Origin of the sequence: Mesorhizobium sp. C264A (assembly GCF_040324515.1) — a bacterium.
GTDB lineage: Bacteria > Pseudomonadota > Alphaproteobacteria > Rhizobiales > Rhizobiaceae > Mesorhizobium.
The window spans coordinates 1,781,649-1,802,338 of the sequence record NZ_JAMYVY010000002.1 but is presented as its reverse complement, the minus strand read 5'-3'; the positions used below and the strand labels follow the sequence as shown (position 1 = coordinate 1,802,338).

The following is a 20,690-nucleotide window of genomic DNA, read 5'->3' as shown; positions in this document are numbered from 1 at the left end:
GGGCACTGACATTCCCTGTGCCCGCACTAGTTTTTGACGCTCAAATGTGGGCGCGCCCTGCGTCGTCGCGACTTGAATGGCAGTAGGCGTCAGTATGATTTTGTATACCGTCACACGCAGAAGTTGCGCCGCATCGGGAAAGCCGCCGGCGCTGCTCCGAAAAACTCAGGCCCGCCGGCGTTCCGCCTCCGGCTTCTTGCGGGCGGCGAGAAATTCCTTCACCCGCCGTCCCGGTGCCGGCCCGCGCACCGGTTTGAAGCCGTCATCGAGTTCGCCGGAAAGATCGAGCGTCGGCCGCTTGCCGACGGCGTCGTAATTCTCCTCCAGCCAGTCGCTGGCCGCTATACGGCCAAGGTCTCTGAGATAGCTCAGGAAGGCCCATTCCGCATTGACCTTGGACGACGCCGACAGATCCTTGAACGCCTCGTCGGCATCGATGCGGTGCATGCGGATGTCGCGGTATTCGCCGCGCGGCAGCCGGCCCGCGGCGATCAGTTCCTTGACGAAGGCGATCGAGCGGAATTCGTTCAGCAGCCCGGCATTGAAGGTGATCTCGTCGATGCGGTTCTGGATCTCGTTGGCGCTTCTCGGCGTGCCTTCGCGCACCACCGGATTGATCTGCACCAAAAGCACATCCTCGGTCGCCGCCGTCTTGAAGAACGGGAACAGCGCCGGATTGCCGCCATAGCCGCCATCCCAATAGGGCACGCCCTTGATCTCGACGGCGCGGAACAATTGCGGCAGGCAGGCCGAGGCCATTACCGTGTCGAGGTCGATCTCGCCATCGGAAAAGACGCGCAGCTGGCCGGTCTCGACATTTGTCGCCGAAATGAACAGCTCCATCGACTTGCAGGCGTGGACATTTTTGAAATCGATCTCCTGCTCGACCACGTCGCGCAGCGGGTTCAAGCCCAGCGGATTGGCGACATAGGGCGAAAACACTCGCGACATGGTGTCGAAGAAGAAATAGCCGGGCGTGTTCTCGATCGACCAGTTGCCCCAGGCGACGTCCCACGGCATGCGCTGCACCGGGCTGAAGCGGCCCTTGGCCGCCACCGCGCGCCAGAAATCGTCGAGCTTTTGCCGTGCACCCTCGACGCCGGCGCGCACAAACCCATCGGCCAGCGCCACCGCATTCATGGCGCCGGCGCTGGTGCCGGACACCGCCGCGATCTCCAGCCTGCCATCCTCCAGCAGCCGGTCGAGCACGCCCCAGGAGAAGGCCCCGTGCGAGCCGCCGCCCTGCAGCGCGATGTTGATCTTCTTCGTTTCCTCCGCCTTGCCGTTTTTGGTCATGGCGTTCCTGTTCGGTTTGGTCGCTGCTGCCTCATTCCGCCCGGGGATCGGGCGGGTTCGACTGCAGCGGACTTATATTGCAGCGCAGCATATAAGGGATGACCAAGGCAAGAACACGAACACGGTCGCGTGATCACATGAAATTTTGGTCATGGGGAATGGTCCTCCACGCCCAGGTCTTCGCCCTACGAATACCCCCACCCTTGATCCCTCCCCACAAGGGGGAGGGAGACTTGGTAGACGCTGATCTCAGCAAACCACCGACGTTTCGGCGGCGCGCGCCAGCTGCCCTCCCCCTTGTGGGGGTCCGAAGGACGGGCGAGACCCGTGGCTCGCCCCGGCAAGCTAGGGTGGGGTCCTCTTCGCAACAATCTGAACTTGGAACCTCAGGCCACGAGGTCCGGCACCGGCCCGACATAGCGCGATTGTGGACGGATCAGCCGCCCCGTCGTCTGCTGTTCGCGCGCATGCGCGATCCAGCCGGCGACACGTCCGGCGGCAAAGACATTGCTGAACGCCTGTGGCGGAAAGCCAGCCGCCTCAAGCACAAGCGCTGTGTAAAACTCGACATTGGTCTGCAGCGAGCGCTGCGGCTTGGCGATCCGCAGCACTTCGAGCGCCGTCTGCTCGACCTGTTCGGCGAAGGCCAGGCGGCGGCCGGCTTCGCCCTCGCTGCCGAGCTGCCGCACGACGGCTTTCAGTACATCGGCGCGCGGATCGCGCACGCGGTAGATACGATGGCCGAAACCCATGATGCGCTCGCCATGCGCGACCTTCTCGCGCAGCCAACCGGCCGCGTCGCCATGCGCCTGGATTGCATCGAGCATCTCGATCACCGGGCCGGGCGCGCCGCCGTGCAGCGGCCCCTTGAGCGCGCCGAGCCCGGCCAGCACCGACGATGTCAGCCCTGCCAGCGTCGATGCGACGACGCGGGTGGCAAAGGTCGAGGCGTTGAGGCCGTGATCGCACACGGTGACCAGATAGGTGTCGAGTGCCCTTGCCAGCGCCGGCGACGGGACGGATCCCTCGAGCATCCTCAGCATGTCGGCGGCATGATCGGCCTTCGCGTCAGGTGCGATCGGCTGCTCGCCACGCGCCAGCCGCAGCAGAGCCGGCGTCAGCACGGCGGGCGCCGCGATCAGCCGCAAGGCGTCCGTCAGCGTCTCGCCATCCGGCAGCAGCGCCATGCCGGCGCGCATGGCGCCATAGATCTCAATCGGTGCGAGCAGCGGCAGCGAGGGTGCAAGCCGCTCGAACAGCTCGACGCGAGCCTTGCCCAGCCTCGCTGCCAGTTCGGCATCGCCGGGAAGGCCGTCGAAGAAGCCGTCGAGCAACAGGCGAACCACTTGCGCATAGCGCCAGCGTCCCGCCAATTCCGGCAGCGAATGACCGCGGATCGTCAGGCGGCCACCAAGGCCATCGACATCGGAGAGCACGGTCTCCGCCGCCACCACATCATCGAGCCCGTTCGCCATATCTCATCTCCTTGCAGCTTTTCTGCATGGGAGATAAGGGTTAGGCTGCGCCTCGATCAATCTTGATCAATATAATCAATGTATGGGCTAAAAATGTCCGAATGGCTGTCGCGGGAAGAGGCGCTGGAAAGGCTCAAGGTGCGGCCGCAGACGCTTTACGCCTATGTCAGCCGTGGCCGCATCGGCATGCGGCCGGATGAGAGCGACCCGCGCCGCAGCCAGTACCGCGCCGACGACATCGCCGCACTGGCGACCCACCGGGCGCGCGGCCGCAGTCCCTCGGCCATCGCCGAGAGTGCGATCGCCTGGGGCGAACCCTCGATTGCAACAGCAATTTCGACCGTTCTGCACGGGAGCCTCATCTACCGAGGGCAAGACGCCGTTGCGCTCTCCAAATCGGCGACGCTGGAGGAAACCGCCGCTCTGCTGTGGGCCTCGGCCGAACCGGTGACGTTCAAAGCTCCGTCACCTGAAGCGCCTCATCCAGTCGGCCGCGCCTCGGCCTTTGCGCAGCTTGCCATGCTTGCAGGCCACGGGCGGCCTTCGCTAGGACGCAGCGCCGCCTCGCTGTGCACCGAGGCCGCGCGCACAGTCGGAGCGCTGGCGCAGTCGCTGGGCGCTGAAGCCGGCACAGCGCCCGTCCATAAGCGCCTGGCGCAGGGCTGGTCGGTGGATGATGCCGGCGCGGAAGCGATCCGCTGCGCCCTCGTCCTGCTCGCCGATCATGAACTCAACGCATCGACCTTCGCCGCCCGCGTCGCAGCGTCCACAGGCGCCTCGCCTGCCGCATGCCTGCTGGCCGGCCTGGCAACGCTGTCCGGCCCGCGCCACGGTGGCGCCGGCGAAGCGGTGATGCAACTGGCTGAAGATGCAGCAGCCCACGGCGCGGATGCGGCGATCCGGCGCTGGCTCGGCCATGATCGGCCCTTGCCGGCGTTCGGCCATCCGCTCTATCCCGACGGCGATCCCCGTGCCACCGCACTTCTGGAAGTCATCCCTGTCGACGAGACGCTGCAACAGCTGCAAAAAGCCGCCATGGCGGCGGTCGGTGCCCAGCCCAACATCGACTTCGCCCTGGCCGCACTAACGCGCGGCCTTGGCTTGCCGCGCGATGCACCGTTCCAGCTGTTTGCGCTTGGACGCAGCGTCGGCTGGGCCGCGCATATGGTCGAACAGATCATTAGCGGCAGCATCATCAGGCCGCGTGGCCGCTATGAGGGACGCGTGACTTAAGCCGACCTGGCCGTGTTCCCGAAACGCGCACGGTACGCGACGGGCGTCGTGGCGAATTGCCGGCGGAAGTGATGCCGCAACGTGCCTGCCGCGCCAAAGCCGGCGGTCTCGGCAATCCGTTCGATCGGCATGGCGGTGTCTTCCAGCAGCGTGCGCGCCCGCGAAAGCCGTTCCGACAGCAGCCAGCGCGCCGGCGTGACGCCGGTTGCGGCCGCAAAGCGGCGCAGAAACGTCCGCTCGCTCATCCCGGCAAGCTCGGCCAAGATGGCGACGGGATAGTCGGCGGAAATATTGGCGCGCATCCTGTCGATCAACGGTCCAAGCCGGCTGCGCTCATGTGGCTCGGGAACGGAGCTCTCGACATACTGCGCCTGGCCGCCGTCGCGATGCGGCGGCACGACCAGACGGCGCGCCACCATGTTTGCAGCCTTGGTGCCGAAGTCGCGCCGAACCAGATGCAGGCAGAGGTCGATGCCCGCGGCACTGCCTGCCGATGTCAGCACATTGCCCTCATCGATGTACAAAACGTCCGGAATCACGGTGATGTCGGGGTACATCTCCGTCAGCTTCTCGCTGTAGCGCCAATGCGTGGTCGCTCTTTTGCCCGCAAGCAGGCCGGCGGCGGCAAGCACGAACACGCCCGAACAGATCGAAAGAATGCGAGAGCCGCGCTCGTGTGCCTTTCGAAGCGCCTCGATCAGCGCCGGCGGCACCGGAGCCTCCGTTCCGCGCCATCCCGGTACGATCACCGTGCCGGCCTGGCCGATCAGATCGATCCCGCCGTCGGCAACAATACGCACGCCGCCCAGCGCGCGCATTTCACCGGTATCAATACCGGCAACTGCAAAACGGTACCAATCCTCACCCATTTCCGGCCGGGGCAAGGCGAAGATCTCAACCGCCACGCCAAACTCGAACGTGCACAGGCCGTCATAGGCAACGGCAACGACAAGAGGGTTGGCAGGGCGCGGATTGGCAGAGGATGGCATGATCTTGACGATATATGGCAAAGCTGCCAGCTGCAATCGCCCTGCTTCCTGTCTTATCTCTCCGTCGCATCAGCAATGGAGATACGAGGATGAGCCACGTGACAGACATTCCGGCGGCATCGCCGGATATCGCCCGCGACCATTTTCTGCGCCGGCTTTCCGTCGAGACCGACTGTTCCGACGTCGCCGCCGCACTGCGTGCCGGGGAGCCGGACTTTGTTCTCCTGCATGTGGTCGGTTCGCCGGAAGCCTATGGACGCCGCCATGTGCCGGGCGCGCTGCATCTGCCCCACCGCGAAATATCGGCCGGGCGGATGGTGCAATGGCCCGAAAGGACGCTGTTCGTCGTCTATTGCGCGGGACCGCATTGCAATGGCGCGGATCAGGCGGCCTTCAAGCTGGCCAGCCTCGGTCGTCCCGTGAAGATCATGATCGGCGGCATAACCGGTTGGCAGGACGAGGACCTTCCTTTCGCTTCAGGCAAGGAGCCCGGTGTCTTGCACGCGTGAGGCCACGCGATATGGTCGGCCTTGAAGACTGAGCAAGCATGCAGAAGGCGATGGTTAGAATTCGTCCATTCGAGCGCCAGGATGTCGGTGCGGTGCTCGCCCTCATGCGGGCGCTAGCCGTCTTCGAGGGTTATGACGACAAGCTTCGCGTCACCGAAGCGAACCTCATCGAGCACGGGCTGGGGCCATCGCCCCGGTTCGGCGTGTTGGTGGCGGAGCGAGAGGGCGTGATCGTCGGCATCGCCGTCCACTACCTCATCCCCTGGACCTACGACCTGAAGCCGGTTGTCTGGCTGAAGGAACTCTACGTCACTGAAGCGACGCGCGGCATGGGGGTCGGCCATGCGCTTGTTGAACAGCTTCGCCAACACGCTTTGAGCATTGGCGCCTCCGCCATCAAATGGACGGTGCTGAAATCCAACTCGCCGGCCAAAGCCTTCTACCGCTCGCTCGACGGCCAGCCCGACGATATCTGGGAACCGTGGCAGCTGAAAATCGACCCGTGACAGCCGCCTCGACCAACTGAGGGCGGTCGACCATGCGGCGGTCGCTTACGACATGGTGTCAAGCTTGCGCTGCATGGCGGCGATCTGTTGCTTCAGTTCCTGAAGGTCGTCGCCGCTCTTTTCCGGGACATCCTTGCGGGCCGGCTCGGGTGCAGCCGCGGCCGCAGCATTTGTGGCGGCGGTCGGGAAGGGCGTGAACAGGCGCATCGCGTTCTGGAACATTTCCATGTTGCGGCGTGTCTGCTCTTCCAGCGCCTTGATCGGAGTGGCGATCTTCATTACATCCAGCGGCGACTTGCCGATCGCGCCCTTCATCTGCTCGCGGAACCGCTCCTGTTCCTTGGAGAAGGCCATCATCGACTGTTCGAGGAAGCTCGGCACGATCTGCTGCATCTGGTCGCCATAGAAAGCGATCAACTGGCGCAGGAACGGGATCGGCAGCATGTTCTGCCCATCCTTGTTCTCCAGTTCGAAGATGATCTGCGTCAGCACCGGATGGGTAATGTCGTCACCGGTCTTGGCGTCCTGGACGGTGAACTCCTCGCCCTTCTTGACCATCTCGGCCAGATCCTCGAGCGTCACATAGGTGCTGGTGCCGGTATTGTAGAGCCGGCGATTGGCATATTTCTTGATAATGATAGGGTCGTCTTTCGCGGCCATCAGCATCCTCCCGGGACACCGGCGCGCCTGAGTAAGCCGCCGGTAACGATTGCGCCATTTTTAAGGATATGCGCAAAAGCTCTATAATTCCAAGCGCTTTGTGCAGTGCGGCATCATTTATTGCTGCATGGCCGGCCAATTATGCTGCGCAGCAAAGGTTGGGCGATCCCGCCGGCCGCTCACGCCCTGCTTGCGGCGCTTGGCCGGCATGCCCATTTCCGGTTTGACTTGGGGTGTGGAACGAGCAAGAAAAGTCCCAACAAGCCCCCAAGAACACGACACCTCGAAGTCTGGAGAGAAAAATGTCCGCTTCCAATTCAATCGTCGTTGCCAGCGCCGCACGCACGGCTGTCGGCTCTTTCAACGGCGCCTTCGCCGCCACCCCGGCGCATGAACTTGGCGCCGTCGTCATCAGGGAGCTTTTGGCGCGCGCCGGCGTCGAGCCGGGTGAAGTCGACGAGGTCATTCTCGGCCAGGTGCTGACCGCCGCGCAGGGCCAGAACCCCGCCCGCCAGGCGTCGATCAATGCCGGCCTGCCCAAGGAGACCACCGCCTGGGGGCTCAACCAGGTTTGCGGCTCCGGCCTGCGCGCCATCGCGCTCGGCATGCAGCAGATCGCCGCCGGCGACGCCACGGTGATCATCGCCGGCGGCCAGGAATCGATGTCGCTGTCGCCGCATGCCGAGCACCTGCGCGCCGGCGTCAAGATGGGCGACTACAAGATGATCGATACCATGATCAAGGACGGGTTGTGGGACGCCTTCAATGGCTACCACATGGGCAACACCGCCGAGAACGTCGCCCGCCAGTTCCAGATCACCCGCGACGACCAGGACCAGTTTGCGCTGGCCTCGCAAAACAAGGCCGAGGCCGCGCAGAAGGCCGGCAAGTTCAAGGACGAGATCGTCGCCTTCACGATCAAGGGCAGGAAGGGCGACACTGTCGTCGACCAGGACGAGTACATCCGCCACGGCGCCACCATCGACGCCATGTCCAAGCTGAAGCCGGCTTTCGACAAGGACGGCACCGTGACCGCCGCGAACGCGTCGGGCATCAATGACGGCGCCGCCGGCGCGCTGCTGATGAGCGAGGCTGAAGCCACAAGGCGCGGCATCACCCCGCTGGTGCGCATCGCATCCTGGGCGACGGCCGGCGTCGATCCGGCGATCATGGGAACCGGACCTATTCCCGCCTCGAAGCGGGCGCTCGAGAAGGCCGGCTGGTCGGTCAAGGACCTCGACCTTGTCGAGGCCAATGAAGCCTTCGCCGCGCAGGCCTGCGCCGTCAACAAGGGCATGGGCTGGGATACGTCGATCGTCAACGTCAATGGCGGCGCCATCGCCATCGGCCATCCGATCGGCGCGTCGGGCGCCCGCGTCTTCAACACGCTGGTTTTCGAGATGCGCCGCCGCGGCGCCAAGAAGGGCCTTGCCACGCTGTGCATCGGCGGCGGCATGGGCGTCGCTCTGTGCGTGGAAGCGCTGTGAACAAGAAGTGAGTAGTGAATAGGGAGTAGTGAATAGGGAAGAAGGAGCAGCGCGGCGGGATATCGATCCCTACTCGCTATTCCCTACTCCCTATTCCCTTCTTCCGACCAAAGGGAGGAAGAACTTTCAATGACCAAAGTAGCGCTCGTCACCGGTGGATCGCGCGGCATCGGCGCCGCCATATCGATCGGCCTGAAGAATGCCGGTTACACCGTTGCCGCCAACTATGCCGGCAATGACGAGGCAGCGGGGAAGTTCAGCGCACAAACCGGCATCAAGGCCTACAAATGGTCGGTCGCCGACTACGACGCCTGTGCCGCCGGAATCAAACAGGTCGAGGCCGATCTCGGCCCGGTCTCGGTGCTGGTCAACAATGCCGGCATTACCCGCGACGCCATGTTCCACAAGCTGACGCGCGAGCAGTGGAAGGAAGTCATCGACACCAATCTGTCTGGGGTCTTCAACATGACGCATCCGCTGTGGGGCGGCATGCGCGACCGCAAATTCGGCCGCGTCATCACCATTTCCTCCATCAACGGCCAGAAAGGCCAGGCCGGCCAGGTCAACTATTCCGCCGCAAAGGCCGGCGACATCGGCTTCTCGAAGGCGCTGGCGCAGGAGGGCGCGCGCGCGGGCATCACAGTCAATGTCATCTGCCCCGGCTACATCGCCACCGAGATGGTCAAGGCGATCGACCAGAAGGTGCTGAATGAACGCATCATCCCGCAGATTCCGGTCGGCCGCCTCGGCGAACCGGAAGAGATCGCGCGTTGCGTCGTCTTCCTCGCTTCCGAAGACGCCGGCTTCATCACCGGTTCGACCATCACAGCCAATGGCGGCCAGTATTTCGCCTGAACGACAGCATTTCGCCCGGTAGGACGGGCCGGCTTATGGCCCGTTTTTTCATCGCCGGCCGGCGATGTTCCCGGGCTGCGCGCTAGACATTGACCCGTTCCGGCACGCAAAGATTAACGATTTCCAGGCGCCCTGTGCAAAACCCGGTTCGCAAGCTGTGAATTCTCGGTGGACAAGCTGTGGATAACACAACATGTTGGGGTGAACAAACCAGGAAAATCCCGCCATCGCTGATTCATCGCCGATTCGTTCCGGCTTTTAGCGCAACGTTAGCGACCAAGGCCGAAAATCACCGGCAAATGGTTAAGGCCGATTAAGAAAATTCAACAATTTCATAATGTTGGCCGAGGCGTATCGGATCACGACGATGCCCCGCCGGCAAAGGTTAACGCCAATGGTCGCCTTGCAGGAATCGGGCCAGTTTCCGCGATTCAGCATATGGTGAGACTCAGGCTCGCAAAATCCACATGTAGCCGTGAACAAAAGCTGAATCTGCCGGAGTCACTGATTCGTCGCCGATTCGTTCCAGACTCGTTCCAACTGTTAATTGAGACCTCAAAGACGACCGTGGGATTGCCGGCCGGAACATTCCGCTTTCGCTTCGCGCCTGAAATCCCTATGTGTCGCCTGTCATACGCGCCACGCGAGGCGCGCTCCCGACAACACGATGCAGAAAGCCTCATCTCCAGGCCGATGAACATCCAGCCGAAACACACCGAGCCGCTGATCCTGTCGGGCCGCGACGTGACTGCCGTGCTGGGTCCGACCAACACCGGCAAGACCCATCTCGCCATCGAGCGCATGGTGGCGCATGAGAGCGGCATTATCGGCCTGCCGCTCCGCCTTCTGGCGCGCGAGGTCTATGCCCGCGTCTGCGAAAAGGTCGGCGCCCACAAGGTGGCGCTCATCACCGGCGAGGAAAAAATCCAGCCGCCCGGCGCGAAATATTCGGTCTGCACCGTCGAAGCCATGCCGCGCGAGACCGACGTTGCCTTCGTCGCCATCGACGAGGTGCAGCTCGCCGGCGACCTCGAGCGCGGCCATATCTTCACCGACCGAATCCTGCACCTGCGCGGGCGCCAGGAAACGCTGCTGCTCGGCGCGGCCACCATGCATGGCATCCTGCAAAAGCTGCTGAGAGGCGTCTCGGTGGTGACGCGCCCTCGCCTGTCGCACCTGGCCTATGCCGGTTCGAAGAAATTGACCCGCCTGCCGCGGCGTACGGCGATCGTCGCTTTCTCCGCCGACGAGGTCTATGCCATCGCTGAGCTGATCCGCCGCCAGCAAGGAGGAGCGGCGGTCGTGCTAGGCGCGCTGTCGCCCCGCACCCGCAATGCCCAGGTGGCAATGTTCCAGGCAGGGGACGTCGACTATCTCGTCGCCACCGACGCCATCGGCATGGGGCTCAACCTTGATCTCGATCATGTCGCCTTCGCCCAGAACCGCAAATTCGACGGCTACCAGTACCGCAACCTGACGGCGGCCGAGCTCGGCCAGATCGCCGGCCGCGCCGGCCGGCATCTGCGCGACGGCACCTTCGGCGTCACCGGCCAGGTCGATCCGCTGGACGAGGAACTGGTCAAGCGCATCGAGGGGCACGAGTTCGATCCGGTGAAGGTGCTGCAATGGCGCACCGCGCATTTCGACTTCGCCAGCCTCGACGCGCTGAAGCGCTCGATCGAGGCCAACGCGCCGGTCGAAGGCCTGACGCGCGCGCTGCCGGCGGTCGATGCGCAGGCGCTCGAACATCTCTCCCGCGACGAGGACATCCGCGCGCTGGCTACCAATGCCAAGCGCGTCGCGCTGCTGTGGGAAGCCTGCGCGTTGCCGGACTACCGCAAGATCGCGCCGGCCCAGCACTCCGACCTGATCGCTTCTATCTACACCGACCTCGCCAAACACGGCCATGTCGACGAGAACTACATGGCCGAGCAGGTGCGCCGCGCCGATACGACCGAGGGGGACATCGACACGCTGTCGCACCGCATTGCGCAGATCCGCACCTGGACATTCGTGTCCAACCGGCCGGGCTGGCTGGCCGATCAGGCACACTGGCGGGAAAAGACGCGCGAAATCGAAGACAGATTGTCGGATGCGCTGCATGAGCGGTTGACGAAACGGTTTGTAGACCGCAGGACTTCCGTCCTCATGCGGCGCCTTAGAGAAAATACAATGCCTGAAGCCGAAATCAGTCCTACCGGAACCGTCCTTGTCGAAGGCCATCATGTCGGCGAGTTGCAAGGGTTCCGTTTCACCGCCGACCAGAGCGCCGGCGGCGAAGACGCCAAGGCCGTGCGCACGGCAGCGCAAAAAGCGCTGGCCGCCGAGTTCGAGGCACGTGCCGAACGCTTCGGCGCCTGCGCCAATGGCGACCTTGCGCTTGGCTCCGACGGCACGCTGCGCTGGATCGGCGCGCCGATCGGCACGCTGGTTGCCGGCGAGGACGCGCTGAAGCCGCGCCTGGTGCTTTTGGCCGACGAGCAGTTGACCGGTCCCGCCCGCGACAAGGTCGCCGCGCGCGCCGAGCGCTTCGTCAACTTCCAGATCGAATCCTTGCTGAAGCCGCTGGTCGACTTGAAGAATGCCGAGCAGATCGCCGGCATCGGCCGTGGCATCGCCTTCCAGCTCGTCGAGCATTTCGGCCTCATCAACCGCCGCGACATCGCCGAGGAAATGAAGTCGCTCGACCAGGAGGGTCGCGCCGCCTTGCGCCGGCTCGGTGTGCGCTTCGGCGCCTACCATGTCTTCGTGCCGGCGCTGATCAAGCCGGCGCCCGCCGGACTGATTACGCTGTTGTGGGCGCTGAAGAATGACGGCAAGGACAAGCCCGGCTTTGGCGACGTGGTGCACGCACTGGCTTCCGGCCGCACCTCGGTGGTCATCGATCCGGCTTTCGACAAGACTTTCTACAAGCTTGCCGGCTACCGCAATCTCGGCCGCCGCGCCGTGCGCATCGACATTCTGGAACGGCTGGCTGACCTGATCCGCCCGGCGACCAACTGGAAGCCCGGTCTGGGACAGCGCCCGGACGGCGCCTATGACGGCCAGTCCTTCATGGTGACGCCGCCGATGATGTCGATCCTCGGCGCCACCGCCGACGACATGGAAGAGATTCTGAAGGGCCTCGGCTATCGCGCCGAGCCGAAGCCACCGGCAGAGGTGAAGGCGCGGCTCGAAGCGCAGGACAATGCCGCGCGGCAAGCGGCTGCGGCCAAGCTGGCTGCGGACGCGGCTGCAAAAGCCGAACAGGCCAAGGCGGCGGAAGCCGCTGCAAGAGAAGCCGCCGCTGAAGCGCCGGCCGTTGGATCGGAGCCGGATGCGGTTGCCGCCGCTGAGTCTGCGGCTGAGCAGCCCGTCGCCGAAGCCGCAGCGGAGGCTGTTGCTGCGGACGCTCAGCCGGGCGGGCCTCAAGAGGGTACGGAGCCAACTCCGGCCGCTGAAGCTACCGCCGAAGCTCCAGCCATCGCGGAAGCAACGGCAGAGCCTGTCGCGGACGAGCAAGTCGAAGCTCACGCAGAAATCGCGGAAGAAGCTCCGGCTGTTGCGGGAGCTGACGACACTGCCGACGCCACCGTCGCCGAAAACGCCGACGCCCTTACCTCTCCCTCGATGGCGGAGGTCGCGGCGCAAAGCGACGCGGGTGACAGCGCTGACGAAGCAGATAGTGCAAACGATGCAAGTGCAACCGCCGACGCCGACGCTGCCCCCACCCCGGCGCTGCGCGCCGACCTTCCCCACGAGGGGGAGGGTGGAAGCGCTGAGCCTGTCCCCGAGGCCGAAGCGCCAAAGCCCATCTTGCTGTGGCGGCAGGGTCGTTTCGAGCAGCGCCCGCGCCATCGGCAAGACAACCGCAGAGACAATCGCCCGCGTAACGGCCAGGCTAGCCGCGCCGATGCGCCGGCCGACGCTGCCGGCGGACAGCCGGCACCGGGCGAACGGCCGGCCTATCAGGGCCGGCGCGACCAGCGCGACGGTGCCGCCAAGCCACGCTTCGACCGTTCGAAGTTCAAGCCCAAGCCGCAGGCCGAGGGCGAACAGCGCCGCGACGGCAAGCCGCAAGGCGAGCGTCCGCGCGAGGGCGGGCCTGACTGGAAAGGCGGCAGGCCGGAAGGCAAAGGCGGACCGCAAGGCGCCAAGCCGGCTTTCCAGGCCAAGCCACGCGAGGAACGCCCGGCGCGCTTCGATCCGGACTCGCCCTTCGCCAAGCTCGCCGCCTTGCGCGACCAGTTGAAGAAATAAGCCCCAGGTTCGCTGCGATGATTGCTGAAGGTCGTCAGCGCATCGACAAGTGGCTGTTCTTTTCGCGCGCGATAAAATCGCGCTCGCTGGCGGCCAAGCTGGTTGTCGCCGGACGCGTCCGCATTAATAGCGACAAAGCAGCGCAGGCCTCCGATCTGGTCAAGCCTGGCGACGTTTTGACCATTACGCACGAGCGCCGCATCTTCGTTTGGAAGGTGCTTGGCACCGGCGTGCGGCGCGGTCCGGCCGAGGAAGCGCGCACGCTCTACGAGGACATGTCCCCGCCGCCGGCCCCAAAAGGCGAGGCTGTTGCCGATGCCATTCCGGCGCTGCGCGACGCCGGCAGCGGCCGGCCGACCAAGAAAGAGCGCAGGCAAACCGACCGGCTGTTCGGCGAAGACTGAAGCCTTGGCCGTCTGCGCCATGCCGGCGGTCTGGAATTTCATTCCGGACACGCGGGCCCCGCCTGCAATGGCTGCCCTTGCAAGCGGCAGGCAAAGGCGTTACCTCACCAAAAAAGCCGCCGCATCGGCCCGAAAATCGGAAATCGATTTTTCGGAAGGCACGATGCGCAGATTCAAAGTGTCAGAGCGTACTTTATGCGTCCAAGTGGACGCACGTCGCTCTAGCAAGAACGGGACGTCCCGGAGCCGACCAATGACCTATGTCGTGACCGACAACTGCATCAAATGCAAGTACATGGACTGCATCGAGGTCTGTCCGGTCGACTGCTTCTACGAGGGCGAGAACATGCTTGTCATACATCCCGACGAGTGCATCGACTGCGGCGTCTGCGAACCGGAATGCCCGGCCGATGCAATTAAGCCCGACACCGAGCCGGGCCTCGACAAATGGCTGCAGGTCAACACCGAATACGCCGAGAAATGGCCCAACATCACCGCCAAGAAGGCGCCTCCGGCAGATGCCAAGAGCTTCGACGGCGAGGCCGGCAAGTTCGAGAAATATTTCTCCGCCGAGCCCGGCGAAGGCGACTGAGCACATGACGCTGGAATCGGAATCGATTTCGGAAAGGGTGATGCGCAAAGCAAAAAAGTGCGGCCTATTGGATCGTCATAACGCTGCGTAACGCGCATCATACATTAACTGCCTTGACAGGCGGCGAAGGCGCTCGACCTTCGCGTTTGCAGCAAAACCTTGATTCTTCCGACTTTTTGTGCTACACCAGTTGAAACATGCCGGTGACACAACGTCGATTTATGGCGCAAGCGCCCCAAATCACTGAAAGGTGAAATCCCCAATCGGACCAGAGCGATCTGGGCCAGGCAGTCGCTATGTATGCGGTTTGCCGGTCCCGGCTTTTTCCGATGGGTTCATCTGTTGTGCGGCTAACGATCGGTGTCCCCGGTCGCATGCGTTCGGACCGGCAGGCCGCCGGTGCCACAACAAGGAGTTCAGGGCGTAATGGCAACGATCACCCCGCAGAAGAAGTCCACCTCGGCACGCCACGGTTTCAAGACCGGCGAGTACATTGTCTATCCGGCACACGGCGTCGGCCAGATCGTCTCGATCGACGAGCAGGAAGTTGCGGGCCACAAGCTGGAACTGTTCGTCATCGACTTCCAGAAGGACAAGATGCGCCTGAAGGTTCCGGTCGCCAAGGCGACCTCCATCGGCATGCGCAAGCTGTCGGAAGAGGATTATGTCGAGCGCGCGCTGAAGGTCGTCCAGGGCCGCGCCCGCGTCAAGCGCACCATGTGGTCTCGCCGTGCGCAGGAATATGATGCCAAGATCAATTCGGGCGACCTGATCTCGATCTCGGAAGTCGTGCGCGACCTCTACCGTGCCGACAACCAGCCGGAACAGTCCTATTCCGAGCGTCAGCTCTATGAGGCGGCACTCGACCGCATGGCGCGCGAGATCGCGGCAGTCAACCGCATGTCGGAAACCGAAGCCGTGCGCCTGATCGAGGTCAACCTCAACAAGGGCCCGAAGCGAGGCGCCAAGGCCGACAATGAGGAAGCCGAGCAGGAAGAAGCTGCCTGATCGCTTTCACCGTCGAAATCATGAAAAACCCGGCCTTGTGCCGGGTTTTTGTTTTTACCCCCTTGTGGGGTTCCAAGGACGGGCGAGACCCGTGGCTCGCCCAGGCAGGGTCGCTGCGAAGCAGCGAGGATGGGGGACGGCACCAGACCCGACCCGGACCTTCCGTCCGACCTCCCCACAAGGGGGAGGTAGAAGGCTCAGCCGCCGGCTTCCTTCTCCGCCTCCTGCTTCAGCGTCGCAATAAAACGCTTCGTCCGTTCACGCTCCGGGTTGGAGAACACCACGGCGGACGGCCCCTTCTCGACGATGACGCCGGCGTCGAGGAACACCACTTCCTGCGCAATCTTGGAGGCAAGGCGAAGGTCGTGCGTGGCCATCACCATGGTCGTGCCTTCGCTGGCGAGCTTTCCCAGCACGTCGACCACTTCCTGCGCCAGTTCCGGATCGAGCGCCGAGGTCGGCTCGTCGCAAAGCAGCACTTTCGGCGACGGCGCCAGGGCGCGGGCGATGGCCACACGCTGCTGCTGGCCGCCCGACAGCGTTGCCGGCCAATCGTCCGCCTTGTGCGCCATGCCGACCTTCTCGAGCAGCGCCAATGCCCGCTCGCGCGCCTTTGCCGTCGGCCATTTCAGCACCGTCACCAGGCCTTCCATGACGTTCTCGATCGCGGTGCGATGCGGGAACAGCTGGAAATTCTGGAACACCATGCCGGTCTGCAGCCGCAGGCGCTGGATGTCGCGGCTGGGGATCTTGACGCCGGGACGGAATTCCAGCGTCTCGTCGCCGATGCGCACCATGCCCGAGGTCGGGATCTCCAACAGGTTGATGCAGCGCAGCAGTGTGCTCTTGCCGCCGCCGGAGGGGCCGACAAGCGCGGTGACGCTGCCTTCGGCAATGGTGACCGTCACGCCCTTCAGCACCAGATTGTCGCCGAAGCGCTTTTCAATGTCGGTGAGGCCGATCATGAGCGCGCCTCCAGGAAGCCGCCATAACGGTTGAGCCGCTCCTCCAGCCGCGTCTGCAAGGCCGAAAGCACCGAGCTCATCGCCAGATAAAGGATCGCCGCCTCGACATAGAGGATCAGCGGCTCATAGGTGGTGGCGACGATGCGCTGCGCCGCCTGGAACATCTCCGGCACAGTGATGGCGGCGGCCAGCGACGTATCCTTGACCAGCGAGATGAAGGTGTTGGACAGCGGCGGCACGGCGACGCGGCCGGCTTGCGGCAGGATGGTGCGCCGCATCGCCTGGCTCCAGGTCATGCCGATCGAATAGGCCGCCTCCCACTGGCCCTTCGGCACCGAGCCGATCACGGCGCGGATAATTTCCGAACTGTAGGCGCCTATGTTGAGGGTGAAGCCAATCAGCGCCGCCGGAAAAGCGTCCAGCAATATGCCGACCGAAGGCAGGCCGTAAAAGATCAGGAACAGCTGCACCAGAAGCGGCGTGCCGCGAAAGATCCAGACATAGAAGCGGACCACGGCAACCAGAGGCTTGGGACCGAACAGCCGCACCAGGGCGACAACCAGGCCGACGAACAGGCCGAGTGCGAACGACAGCAATGTCAGCGGTACGGTGAAGATCAACGCCGCCCACAGCAGTGTCGGCAACGAGTCCAGCATCAGGTGTAGCCAGTGCGGCACGAACGGCTCCTCCCCCACAGACCGCCGCGGTGACGGCAGTGCGATTGTGTGCTTCTCATATCATGCGAAAAACGGCGAGCCGTCAAAGACGGCCCGCCGCTATTTGTCATTGCCGGCAAACCGCCGGGAGATGGCCTTTACTGCGAGACATCCTGGCCGAAATAAGTGTCGGCGATCTTCTTGTAGGTGCCGTCGGCCTTGATGTCGGCCAGCGCCTTGTTGATCGCCGCGACCAGCTCCGGATCACCCTTGCGCACGATGACGCCGGAATAGTCGGCGTTCTCTTCCTGCGCGGCGATCTTCACATTGGCGTCCGGCTTGTGCTTCTTGAAGTCGAGGAAAGACAGGCTGTCATTGATGGTGGCGTCGGCGCGGCCGGTGAGCAGCAGCTGGATCGACTGGTCGAAGCCGTCGGTGCCGACGAGTTCGGCGCCGTTGGTCTCGGCGAGCTTGCCGAAATTCGATGTCAACGACTGTGCCGACTTCTTGCCCTTGAGGTCGGCGAAGGTCTTGATGTCGGTATTGTCGCCGCGCACGATCAGCACGGCCTTGGAGGCGATGTAAGGATCGGAGAAATCGTACTTGGCCTTGCGCGCGTCGGTGATGCCGACCTCGTTGATCACGGCGTCGTAGCGGTTGGCGTCGAGGCCGGCGATCAGCCCGTCCCATTTGCCTTCGAGGAACTCGACCTTGACGCCGAGCTTGTCGCCGATCGCCTTGGCGATCTCGACGTCGAAGCCGACCAGCGCGCCGGAAGCATCATGATAGGTGAAGGGCGCATAGGTGCCTTCGGTGCCGACCTTGAGGGTGCCGGCCTGCTTGATCTGGTCAAGATTGGCGCCGGCATGACCTGATGTAACAGCCAGAACCTGAAGCGTTCCGGCGACGATGAGCGAATTGAGCCATTTCATTTCTGTGTGATCCCGTCCTTGGCCGGTGTCCGGCGCTTGTGAGAGCCGGAAACTGACAGATACAGCGCAGCAAAATAAGGAACCAGATTTCAAAAAACGACGATCCAGAAATCAGATTCTCAAAGCAGCTCGGATCGGTGCCAATAGTCCCGATCTGCGGTGTCGATGCGCCCTGTCGGACCGCACAAAACAACCGCCATCGGCGGCGGAACCAATCCCCGGTGTGGCACGTTCATGGCTTGTTGTAGGGCGCGGCGTTTCCATTTCAAGAACCCTTGGCTGCGCTAGGCCCGAAGCAATTCCAGGAAAGTGGGAAAGCGGTTTCCTTCGGAATTGCGTCAAACAGAGATAACGGCCGCCAGGCCGTCCGAAAATGTCCGGAGCAGGAGCGCGGCATGATCGAAGACACGGCAGGACGGACCATGGTCCGCACGGCAATGAAAGCCCCTTACCTCGAGCGCGATGAGGAACATGTTCTCGCCTTGCGCTGGAAGGAAAACCAGGATCAGCAGGCGCTGCATCAGATTACCGTCGCCCATATGCGGCTGGTCATCTCCATGGCTTCGAAATTCCGACATTACGGCCTGCCGCTCGGCGATCTGGTCCAGGAGGGCCATGTCGGGCTGCTGGAAGCAGCCGCGCGTTTCGAGCCGGAGCGCGAGGTGCGCTTCTCGACCTATGCGACATGGTGGATCCGCGCTTCGATGCAGGACTACATCCTGCGCAACTGGTCGATCGTTCGCGGCGGCACCTCTTCGGCGCAAAAGGCGCTGTTCTTCAACCTGCGGCGCCTGCGCGCCCGTCTTGCCAATGGCGCCGAGCCGATCTCTAACGCTACGCTCTACCGCGAAGTCTCGGTAGCCCTCGGCGTCTCCGAGGCCGATGTCGAGAAGATGGATTCCAGGCTTTCAGCACCTGACTCTTCGCTCAACGCACCGCTCGCCGATGAGGCCGGTACCACCGAGCGGATGGACTTCCTGATTTCGGACGATCCATTGCCTGACGAGGTCGCCGGCGACACCATCGACGTCGAACGGCGCCTGATGTGGCTGAAGACGGCGCTCCGCGCGCTCAATGCCCGCGAACTCAGGATCATCGAGGAGCGTCGGCTGACAGACGAAGGTGCGACGCTTGAGGCGCTCGGCGAGACGCTCGGCATTTCCAAGGAGCGTGTCCGTCAGATCGAGGCCCGCGCCATGGAAAAGCTCAAGCTCGCGCTGGTCAAGCAGAATCCGGAGTTCATGGCGGCCTGAGATTGCCAGGAACGGGGGTACCGCCCCGAGTTATCTCAGAAAAGTTATCTCAGAAAAAAGCACTACGAAGGCTGGGGTTTCTGACGAAGACCGGCGCTATCTGTCCGTGACGATCTTGACCTTGTCGCCGGCCGAAACCGAGGCGCCCGGCGACATCGCGTTGAGCACGCGGAACAGATCGAGCTTGCGGTCGACGCCGACCATCTGCGCCGAAAGTGTGCCCATCGTCTGCCCGGCCTGTACCGTGACGACGCGGATATGCAGCGGCTTCAGTGCCGCTTTCTCGGCGGGGCTGAGCACGCGGAACGAACCGCTGACCGAGCGTGCCACCGGATCGAGTGTCGTGCTGGCCGAGGGGGCGGCCGTCAGCAGGCGATAGACCTGGCCGCCGGCGCGGATCACTGCAATGTCGAACTGCCAGCCATCGGCGCCGGCGTGCGCTGTCGCCGCCTCGTTGCCGTCGATCGTCTCCTGGCGCACACTGGTCTCGTCGAGACCGGCCACCCAGCCGCTTCTGATGTAGTCGGTCAGCGCACGATCCTTGTCGATCGACACACCGTCGAAGCGGATCGCCATGTCGCCAGGACCGGTCGCCGTCACCGCCGCTGCCGAATTGTCGATGATGAAGCCGTCGGGCACGGTGAACGAAACGCCGAGGCCCGGATGCAGGAAGGTCTGGCCGCGCACATAGCCCTCTTCCGGCGTGTCGCCATAGAGCAGGCCGTCTATCCCGGCCAGGAAGGAATCGCGGTCGCGGGTGCCGATGCCCGGCGCGCCGAACTGGCGGGCGTGGCGCTGCGCCAGATCAATTCGCTGCGGCGTGTTGGGGTGCGTGGCCAGGAAGTCGAGGCTGGCGTCGGTGGCGCCGCTGATCGAGCGGAAATCGGTATAGGCCGACATCGACTGCAGGAAACGCCCGGCGGCATAGGGATCGTAACCCGCCTCGCCGATCGACTTGATGCCAATCGCGTCTGCCTCCAGCTCCTGGTTGCGCGAGAACTGCGCCAGCCTCAGCTTGCCGCGGATCAATGCCTGCTTGGCGGTCGGGCTGTCGCCCAGCACATCGGAGACCACCTTGGTCGCCAGGCCTTCCTCGGCCTCGAGCTGCTGGCGCTGCAAGCCGTGATTGGCGGTGACGTGGCCCATCTCATGCGCGATGACGGCGGCGAGTTCGGCCGAATCATTGGCCAGCGCCAGCAGGCCGCGGGTGACGTAGAGATAGCCGCCCGGCAGCGCGAAAGCGTTGACGTTTGGCGAATTGAGGATGGTGATGCGATAGGTCTGGGTCGGATTGGCCGACACCACGGTCAGGCTGCCGACAACCTTGGCCACCATGCGCTCGAGCTTGGGATCGGAATATTCGCCGGCATAGGTGGCAAGGATGCGCGGATGCTGTGCCTTCGCCAGTTCGGCAAGCTTGCTGTTGGCGGCGACATTATCGACCGTGATCGGCTTGTCGGAAGGCTGGAAGCCGGATTCCTGCACTTCGGGAGGCGTGAACATCTGGCAGCTGGCCAGCGCCACGGCAAGGCCGGCCAGCGCGAGGAAGCGCACCAGCGGTCTGCGTTTCAAAGTGTCAGTGCCGGTCGGCAGCACGGCGTTCCTTCAGCTCTCGGCGCATGATTTGGACC

18 protein-coding genes are annotated in these 20,690 nt (G+C 63.8%); 10 read left to right on the top strand and 8 right to left on the bottom strand.

The genetic code is table 11. The features are described 5' to 3' along the window. Positions 1 to 165: 165 nt before the first annotated feature. Both NKL04_RS27825 and NKL04_RS27820 read right to left on the bottom strand, forming a co-directional pair. On the bottom strand, positions 166 to 1,296 hold the full coding sequence (locus NKL04_RS27825) for a patatin-like phospholipase family protein (RefSeq protein WP_023702792.1): 1,131 nt from the start codon (positions 1,294 to 1,296) through the stop codon (positions 166 to 168). Between the two features lie 386 nt (positions 1,297 to 1,682). After that, positions 1,683 to 2,771, bottom strand: a complete 1,089-nt coding sequence (locus NKL04_RS27820) for a citrate synthase/methylcitrate synthase (protein ID WP_023702794.1) — start codon at positions 2,769 to 2,771, stop codon at positions 1,683 to 1,685. 93 nt (positions 2,772 to 2,864) lie between these two features. Here NKL04_RS27820 and NKL04_RS27815 point away from each other — a divergent pair, with 93 nt between their 5' ends. Then, positions 2,865 to 4,004 (top strand): citrate synthase, encoded by a 1,140-nt coding sequence (locus tag NKL04_RS27815; protein WP_023715057.1) that lies wholly within the window; start codon positions 2,865 to 2,867, stop codon positions 4,002 to 4,004. On the opposite strand, the gene ftrA is transcribed toward NKL04_RS27815, so the two are convergent. Further along, complete coding sequence (gene ftrA / locus NKL04_RS27810) at positions 4,001 to 4,993, bottom strand: transcriptional regulator FtrA (RefSeq protein WP_023715058.1); 993 nt, start codon at positions 4,991 to 4,993, stop codon at positions 4,001 to 4,003. The two genes, NKL04_RS27815 and ftrA, sit on opposite strands and share 4 nt — an antisense overlap. Positions 4,994 to 5,082: 89 nt before the next feature. Between ftrA and NKL04_RS27805 the strand changes: the two genes are divergently transcribed. Continuing rightward, entirely contained in the window at positions 5,083 to 5,502 is a 420-nt protein-coding gene (locus tag NKL04_RS27805; RefSeq protein WP_023702797.1) for a rhodanese-like domain-containing protein, read from the top strand. Positions 5,503 to 5,552: 50 nt separating this feature from the next. Further along, positions 5,553 to 6,008 carry a GNAT family N-acetyltransferase gene (locus NKL04_RS27800; protein WP_031194243.1) on the top strand — a complete coding sequence of 152 codons (456 nt, stop codon included), beginning with the start codon at positions 5,553 to 5,555 and terminating at the stop codon, positions 6,006 to 6,008. Between the two features lie 45 nt (positions 6,009 to 6,053). On the opposite strand, the gene phaR is transcribed toward NKL04_RS27800, so the two are convergent. Further along, on the bottom strand, positions 6,054 to 6,668 hold the full coding sequence (gene phaR, locus NKL04_RS27795) for a polyhydroxyalkanoate synthesis repressor PhaR (RefSeq protein ID WP_023685813.1): 615 nt from the start codon (positions 6,666 to 6,668) through the stop codon (positions 6,054 to 6,056). 302 nt (positions 6,669 to 6,970) lie between these two features. Between phaR and NKL04_RS27790 the strand changes: the two genes are divergently transcribed. The 6 genes from NKL04_RS27790 (at position 6,971) to NKL04_RS27765 (ending at position 15,253) form a co-directional block, all read left to right on the top strand. Continuing rightward, the gene (locus NKL04_RS27790) at positions 6,971 to 8,155 is read left to right on the top strand and encodes an acetyl-CoA C-acetyltransferase (protein ID WP_023673832.1); all 1,185 of its coding nucleotides are present in this window, start codon (positions 6,971 to 6,973) and stop codon (positions 8,153 to 8,155) included. A 129-nt stretch (positions 8,156 to 8,284) separates the two neighbouring features. Further along, positions 8,285 to 9,010, top strand: coding sequence for an acetoacetyl-CoA reductase (gene phbB / locus NKL04_RS27785; protein ID WP_023673831.1), 726 nt, complete (start codon positions 8,285 to 8,287; stop codon positions 9,008 to 9,010). Between the two features lie 693 nt (positions 9,011 to 9,703). Beyond that, complete coding sequence (locus NKL04_RS27780; RefSeq protein WP_023702798.1) at positions 9,704 to 13,249, top strand: helicase-related protein; 3,546 nt, start codon at positions 9,704 to 9,706, stop codon at positions 13,247 to 13,249. 17 nt (positions 13,250 to 13,266) lie between these two features. After that, positions 13,267 to 13,653 (top strand): RNA-binding S4 domain-containing protein, encoded by a 387-nt coding sequence (locus NKL04_RS27775; protein WP_023702799.1) that lies wholly within the window; start codon positions 13,267 to 13,269, stop codon positions 13,651 to 13,653. A gap of 253 nt (positions 13,654 to 13,906) precedes the next feature. Further along, positions 13,907 to 14,245 (top strand): ferredoxin FdxA, encoded by a 339-nt coding sequence (gene fdxA / locus NKL04_RS27770; protein WP_023702800.1) that lies wholly within the window; start codon positions 13,907 to 13,909, stop codon positions 14,243 to 14,245. A gap of 426 nt (positions 14,246 to 14,671) precedes the next feature. Continuing rightward, positions 14,672 to 15,253: a CarD family transcriptional regulator gene (locus NKL04_RS27765; RefSeq protein ID WP_023673664.1), complete on the top strand. Its 582-nt coding sequence runs from the start codon at positions 14,672 to 14,674 to the stop codon at positions 15,251 to 15,253. Positions 15,254 to 15,450: 197 nt separating this feature from the next. Here the strand turns inward: NKL04_RS27765 and NKL04_RS27760 are convergent, their stop codons facing one another. The 3 genes from NKL04_RS27760 to NKL04_RS27750 all read right to left on the bottom strand — a co-directional run bounded on the left by NKL04_RS27760 (position 15,451) and on the right by NKL04_RS27750 (position 17,806). Continuing rightward, entirely contained in the window at positions 15,451 to 16,218 is a 768-nt protein-coding gene (locus NKL04_RS27760; RefSeq protein WP_023702801.1) for an amino acid ABC transporter ATP-binding protein, read from the bottom strand. Continuing rightward, positions 16,215 to 16,895, bottom strand: coding sequence for an amino acid ABC transporter permease (locus tag NKL04_RS27755; protein WP_023693608.1), 681 nt, complete (start codon positions 16,893 to 16,895; stop codon positions 16,215 to 16,217). The genes NKL04_RS27760 and NKL04_RS27755 overlap by 4 nt, the downstream gene beginning before the upstream one ends. Positions 16,896 to 17,032: 137 nt before the next feature. Continuing rightward, positions 17,033 to 17,806 (bottom strand): amino acid ABC transporter substrate-binding protein, encoded by a 774-nt coding sequence (locus NKL04_RS27750; protein ID WP_023702802.1) that lies wholly within the window; start codon positions 17,804 to 17,806, stop codon positions 17,033 to 17,035. A 395-nt stretch (positions 17,807 to 18,201) separates the two neighbouring features. Between NKL04_RS27750 and NKL04_RS27745 the strand changes: the two genes are divergently transcribed. Continuing rightward, positions 18,202 to 19,059: an RNA polymerase factor sigma-32 gene (locus NKL04_RS27745; RefSeq protein WP_023702803.1), complete on the top strand. Its 858-nt coding sequence runs from the start codon at positions 18,202 to 18,204 to the stop codon at positions 19,057 to 19,059. 96 nt (positions 19,060 to 19,155) lie between these two features. Here the strand turns inward: NKL04_RS27745 and NKL04_RS27740 are convergent, their stop codons facing one another. Next, positions 19,156 to 20,562: a M48 family metalloprotease gene (locus tag NKL04_RS27740; protein ID WP_245271475.1), complete on the bottom strand. Its 1,407-nt coding sequence runs from the start codon at positions 20,560 to 20,562 to the stop codon at positions 19,156 to 19,158. Positions 20,563 to 20,690 lie beyond the last annotated feature (128 nt).

Bases quoted from the DNA above. Each gene is read 5' to 3' on its own strand.
- NKL04_RS27825 (WP_023702792.1), bottom strand. From the start codon at position 1,296: ATGACCAAAAACGGCAAGGCGGAGGAAACGAAGAAGATCAACATCGCG.
- NKL04_RS27820 (WP_023702794.1), bottom strand. From the start codon at position 2,771: ATGGCGAACGGGCTCGATGATGTGGTGGCGGCGGAGACCGTGCTCTCC.
- NKL04_RS27815 (WP_023715057.1), top strand. From the start codon at position 2,865: ATGTCCGAATGGCTGTCGCGGGAAGAGGCGCTGGAAAGGCTCAAGGTG.
- ftrA (WP_023715058.1), bottom strand. From the start codon at position 4,993: ATGCCATCCTCTGCCAATCCGCGCCCTGCCAACCCTCTTGTCGTTGCC.
- NKL04_RS27805 (WP_023702797.1), top strand. From the start codon at position 5,083: ATGAGCCACGTGACAGACATTCCGGCGGCATCGCCGGATATCGCCCGC.
- NKL04_RS27800 (WP_031194243.1), top strand. From the start codon at position 5,553: ATGGTTAGAATTCGTCCATTCGAGCGCCAGGATGTCGGTGCGGTGCTC.
- phaR (WP_023685813.1), bottom strand. From the start codon at position 6,668: ATGGCCGCGAAAGACGACCCTATCATTATCAAGAAATATGCCAATCGC.
- NKL04_RS27790 (WP_023673832.1), top strand. From the start codon at position 6,971: ATGTCCGCTTCCAATTCAATCGTCGTTGCCAGCGCCGCACGCACGGCT.
- phbB (WP_023673831.1), top strand. From the start codon at position 8,285: ATGACCAAAGTAGCGCTCGTCACCGGTGGATCGCGCGGCATCGGCGCC.
- NKL04_RS27780 (WP_023702798.1), top strand. From the start codon at position 9,704: ATGAACATCCAGCCGAAACACACCGAGCCGCTGATCCTGTCGGGCCGC.
- NKL04_RS27775 (WP_023702799.1), top strand. From the start codon at position 13,267: ATGATTGCTGAAGGTCGTCAGCGCATCGACAAGTGGCTGTTCTTTTCG.
- fdxA (WP_023702800.1), top strand. From the start codon at position 13,907: ATGACCTATGTCGTGACCGACAACTGCATCAAATGCAAGTACATGGAC.
- NKL04_RS27765 (WP_023673664.1), top strand. From the start codon at position 14,672: ATGGCAACGATCACCCCGCAGAAGAAGTCCACCTCGGCACGCCACGGT.
- NKL04_RS27760 (WP_023702801.1), bottom strand. From the start codon at position 16,218: ATGATCGGCCTCACCGACATTGAAAAGCGCTTCGGCGACAATCTGGTG.
- NKL04_RS27750 (WP_023702802.1), bottom strand. From the start codon at position 17,806: ATGAAATGGCTCAATTCGCTCATCGTCGCCGGAACGCTTCAGGTTCTG.
- NKL04_RS27745 (WP_023702803.1), top strand. From the start codon at position 18,202: ATGATCGAAGACACGGCAGGACGGACCATGGTCCGCACGGCAATGAAA.
- NKL04_RS27740 (WP_245271475.1), bottom strand. From the start codon at position 20,562: ATGTTCACGCCTCCCGAAGTGCAGGAATCCGGCTTCCAGCCTTCCGAC.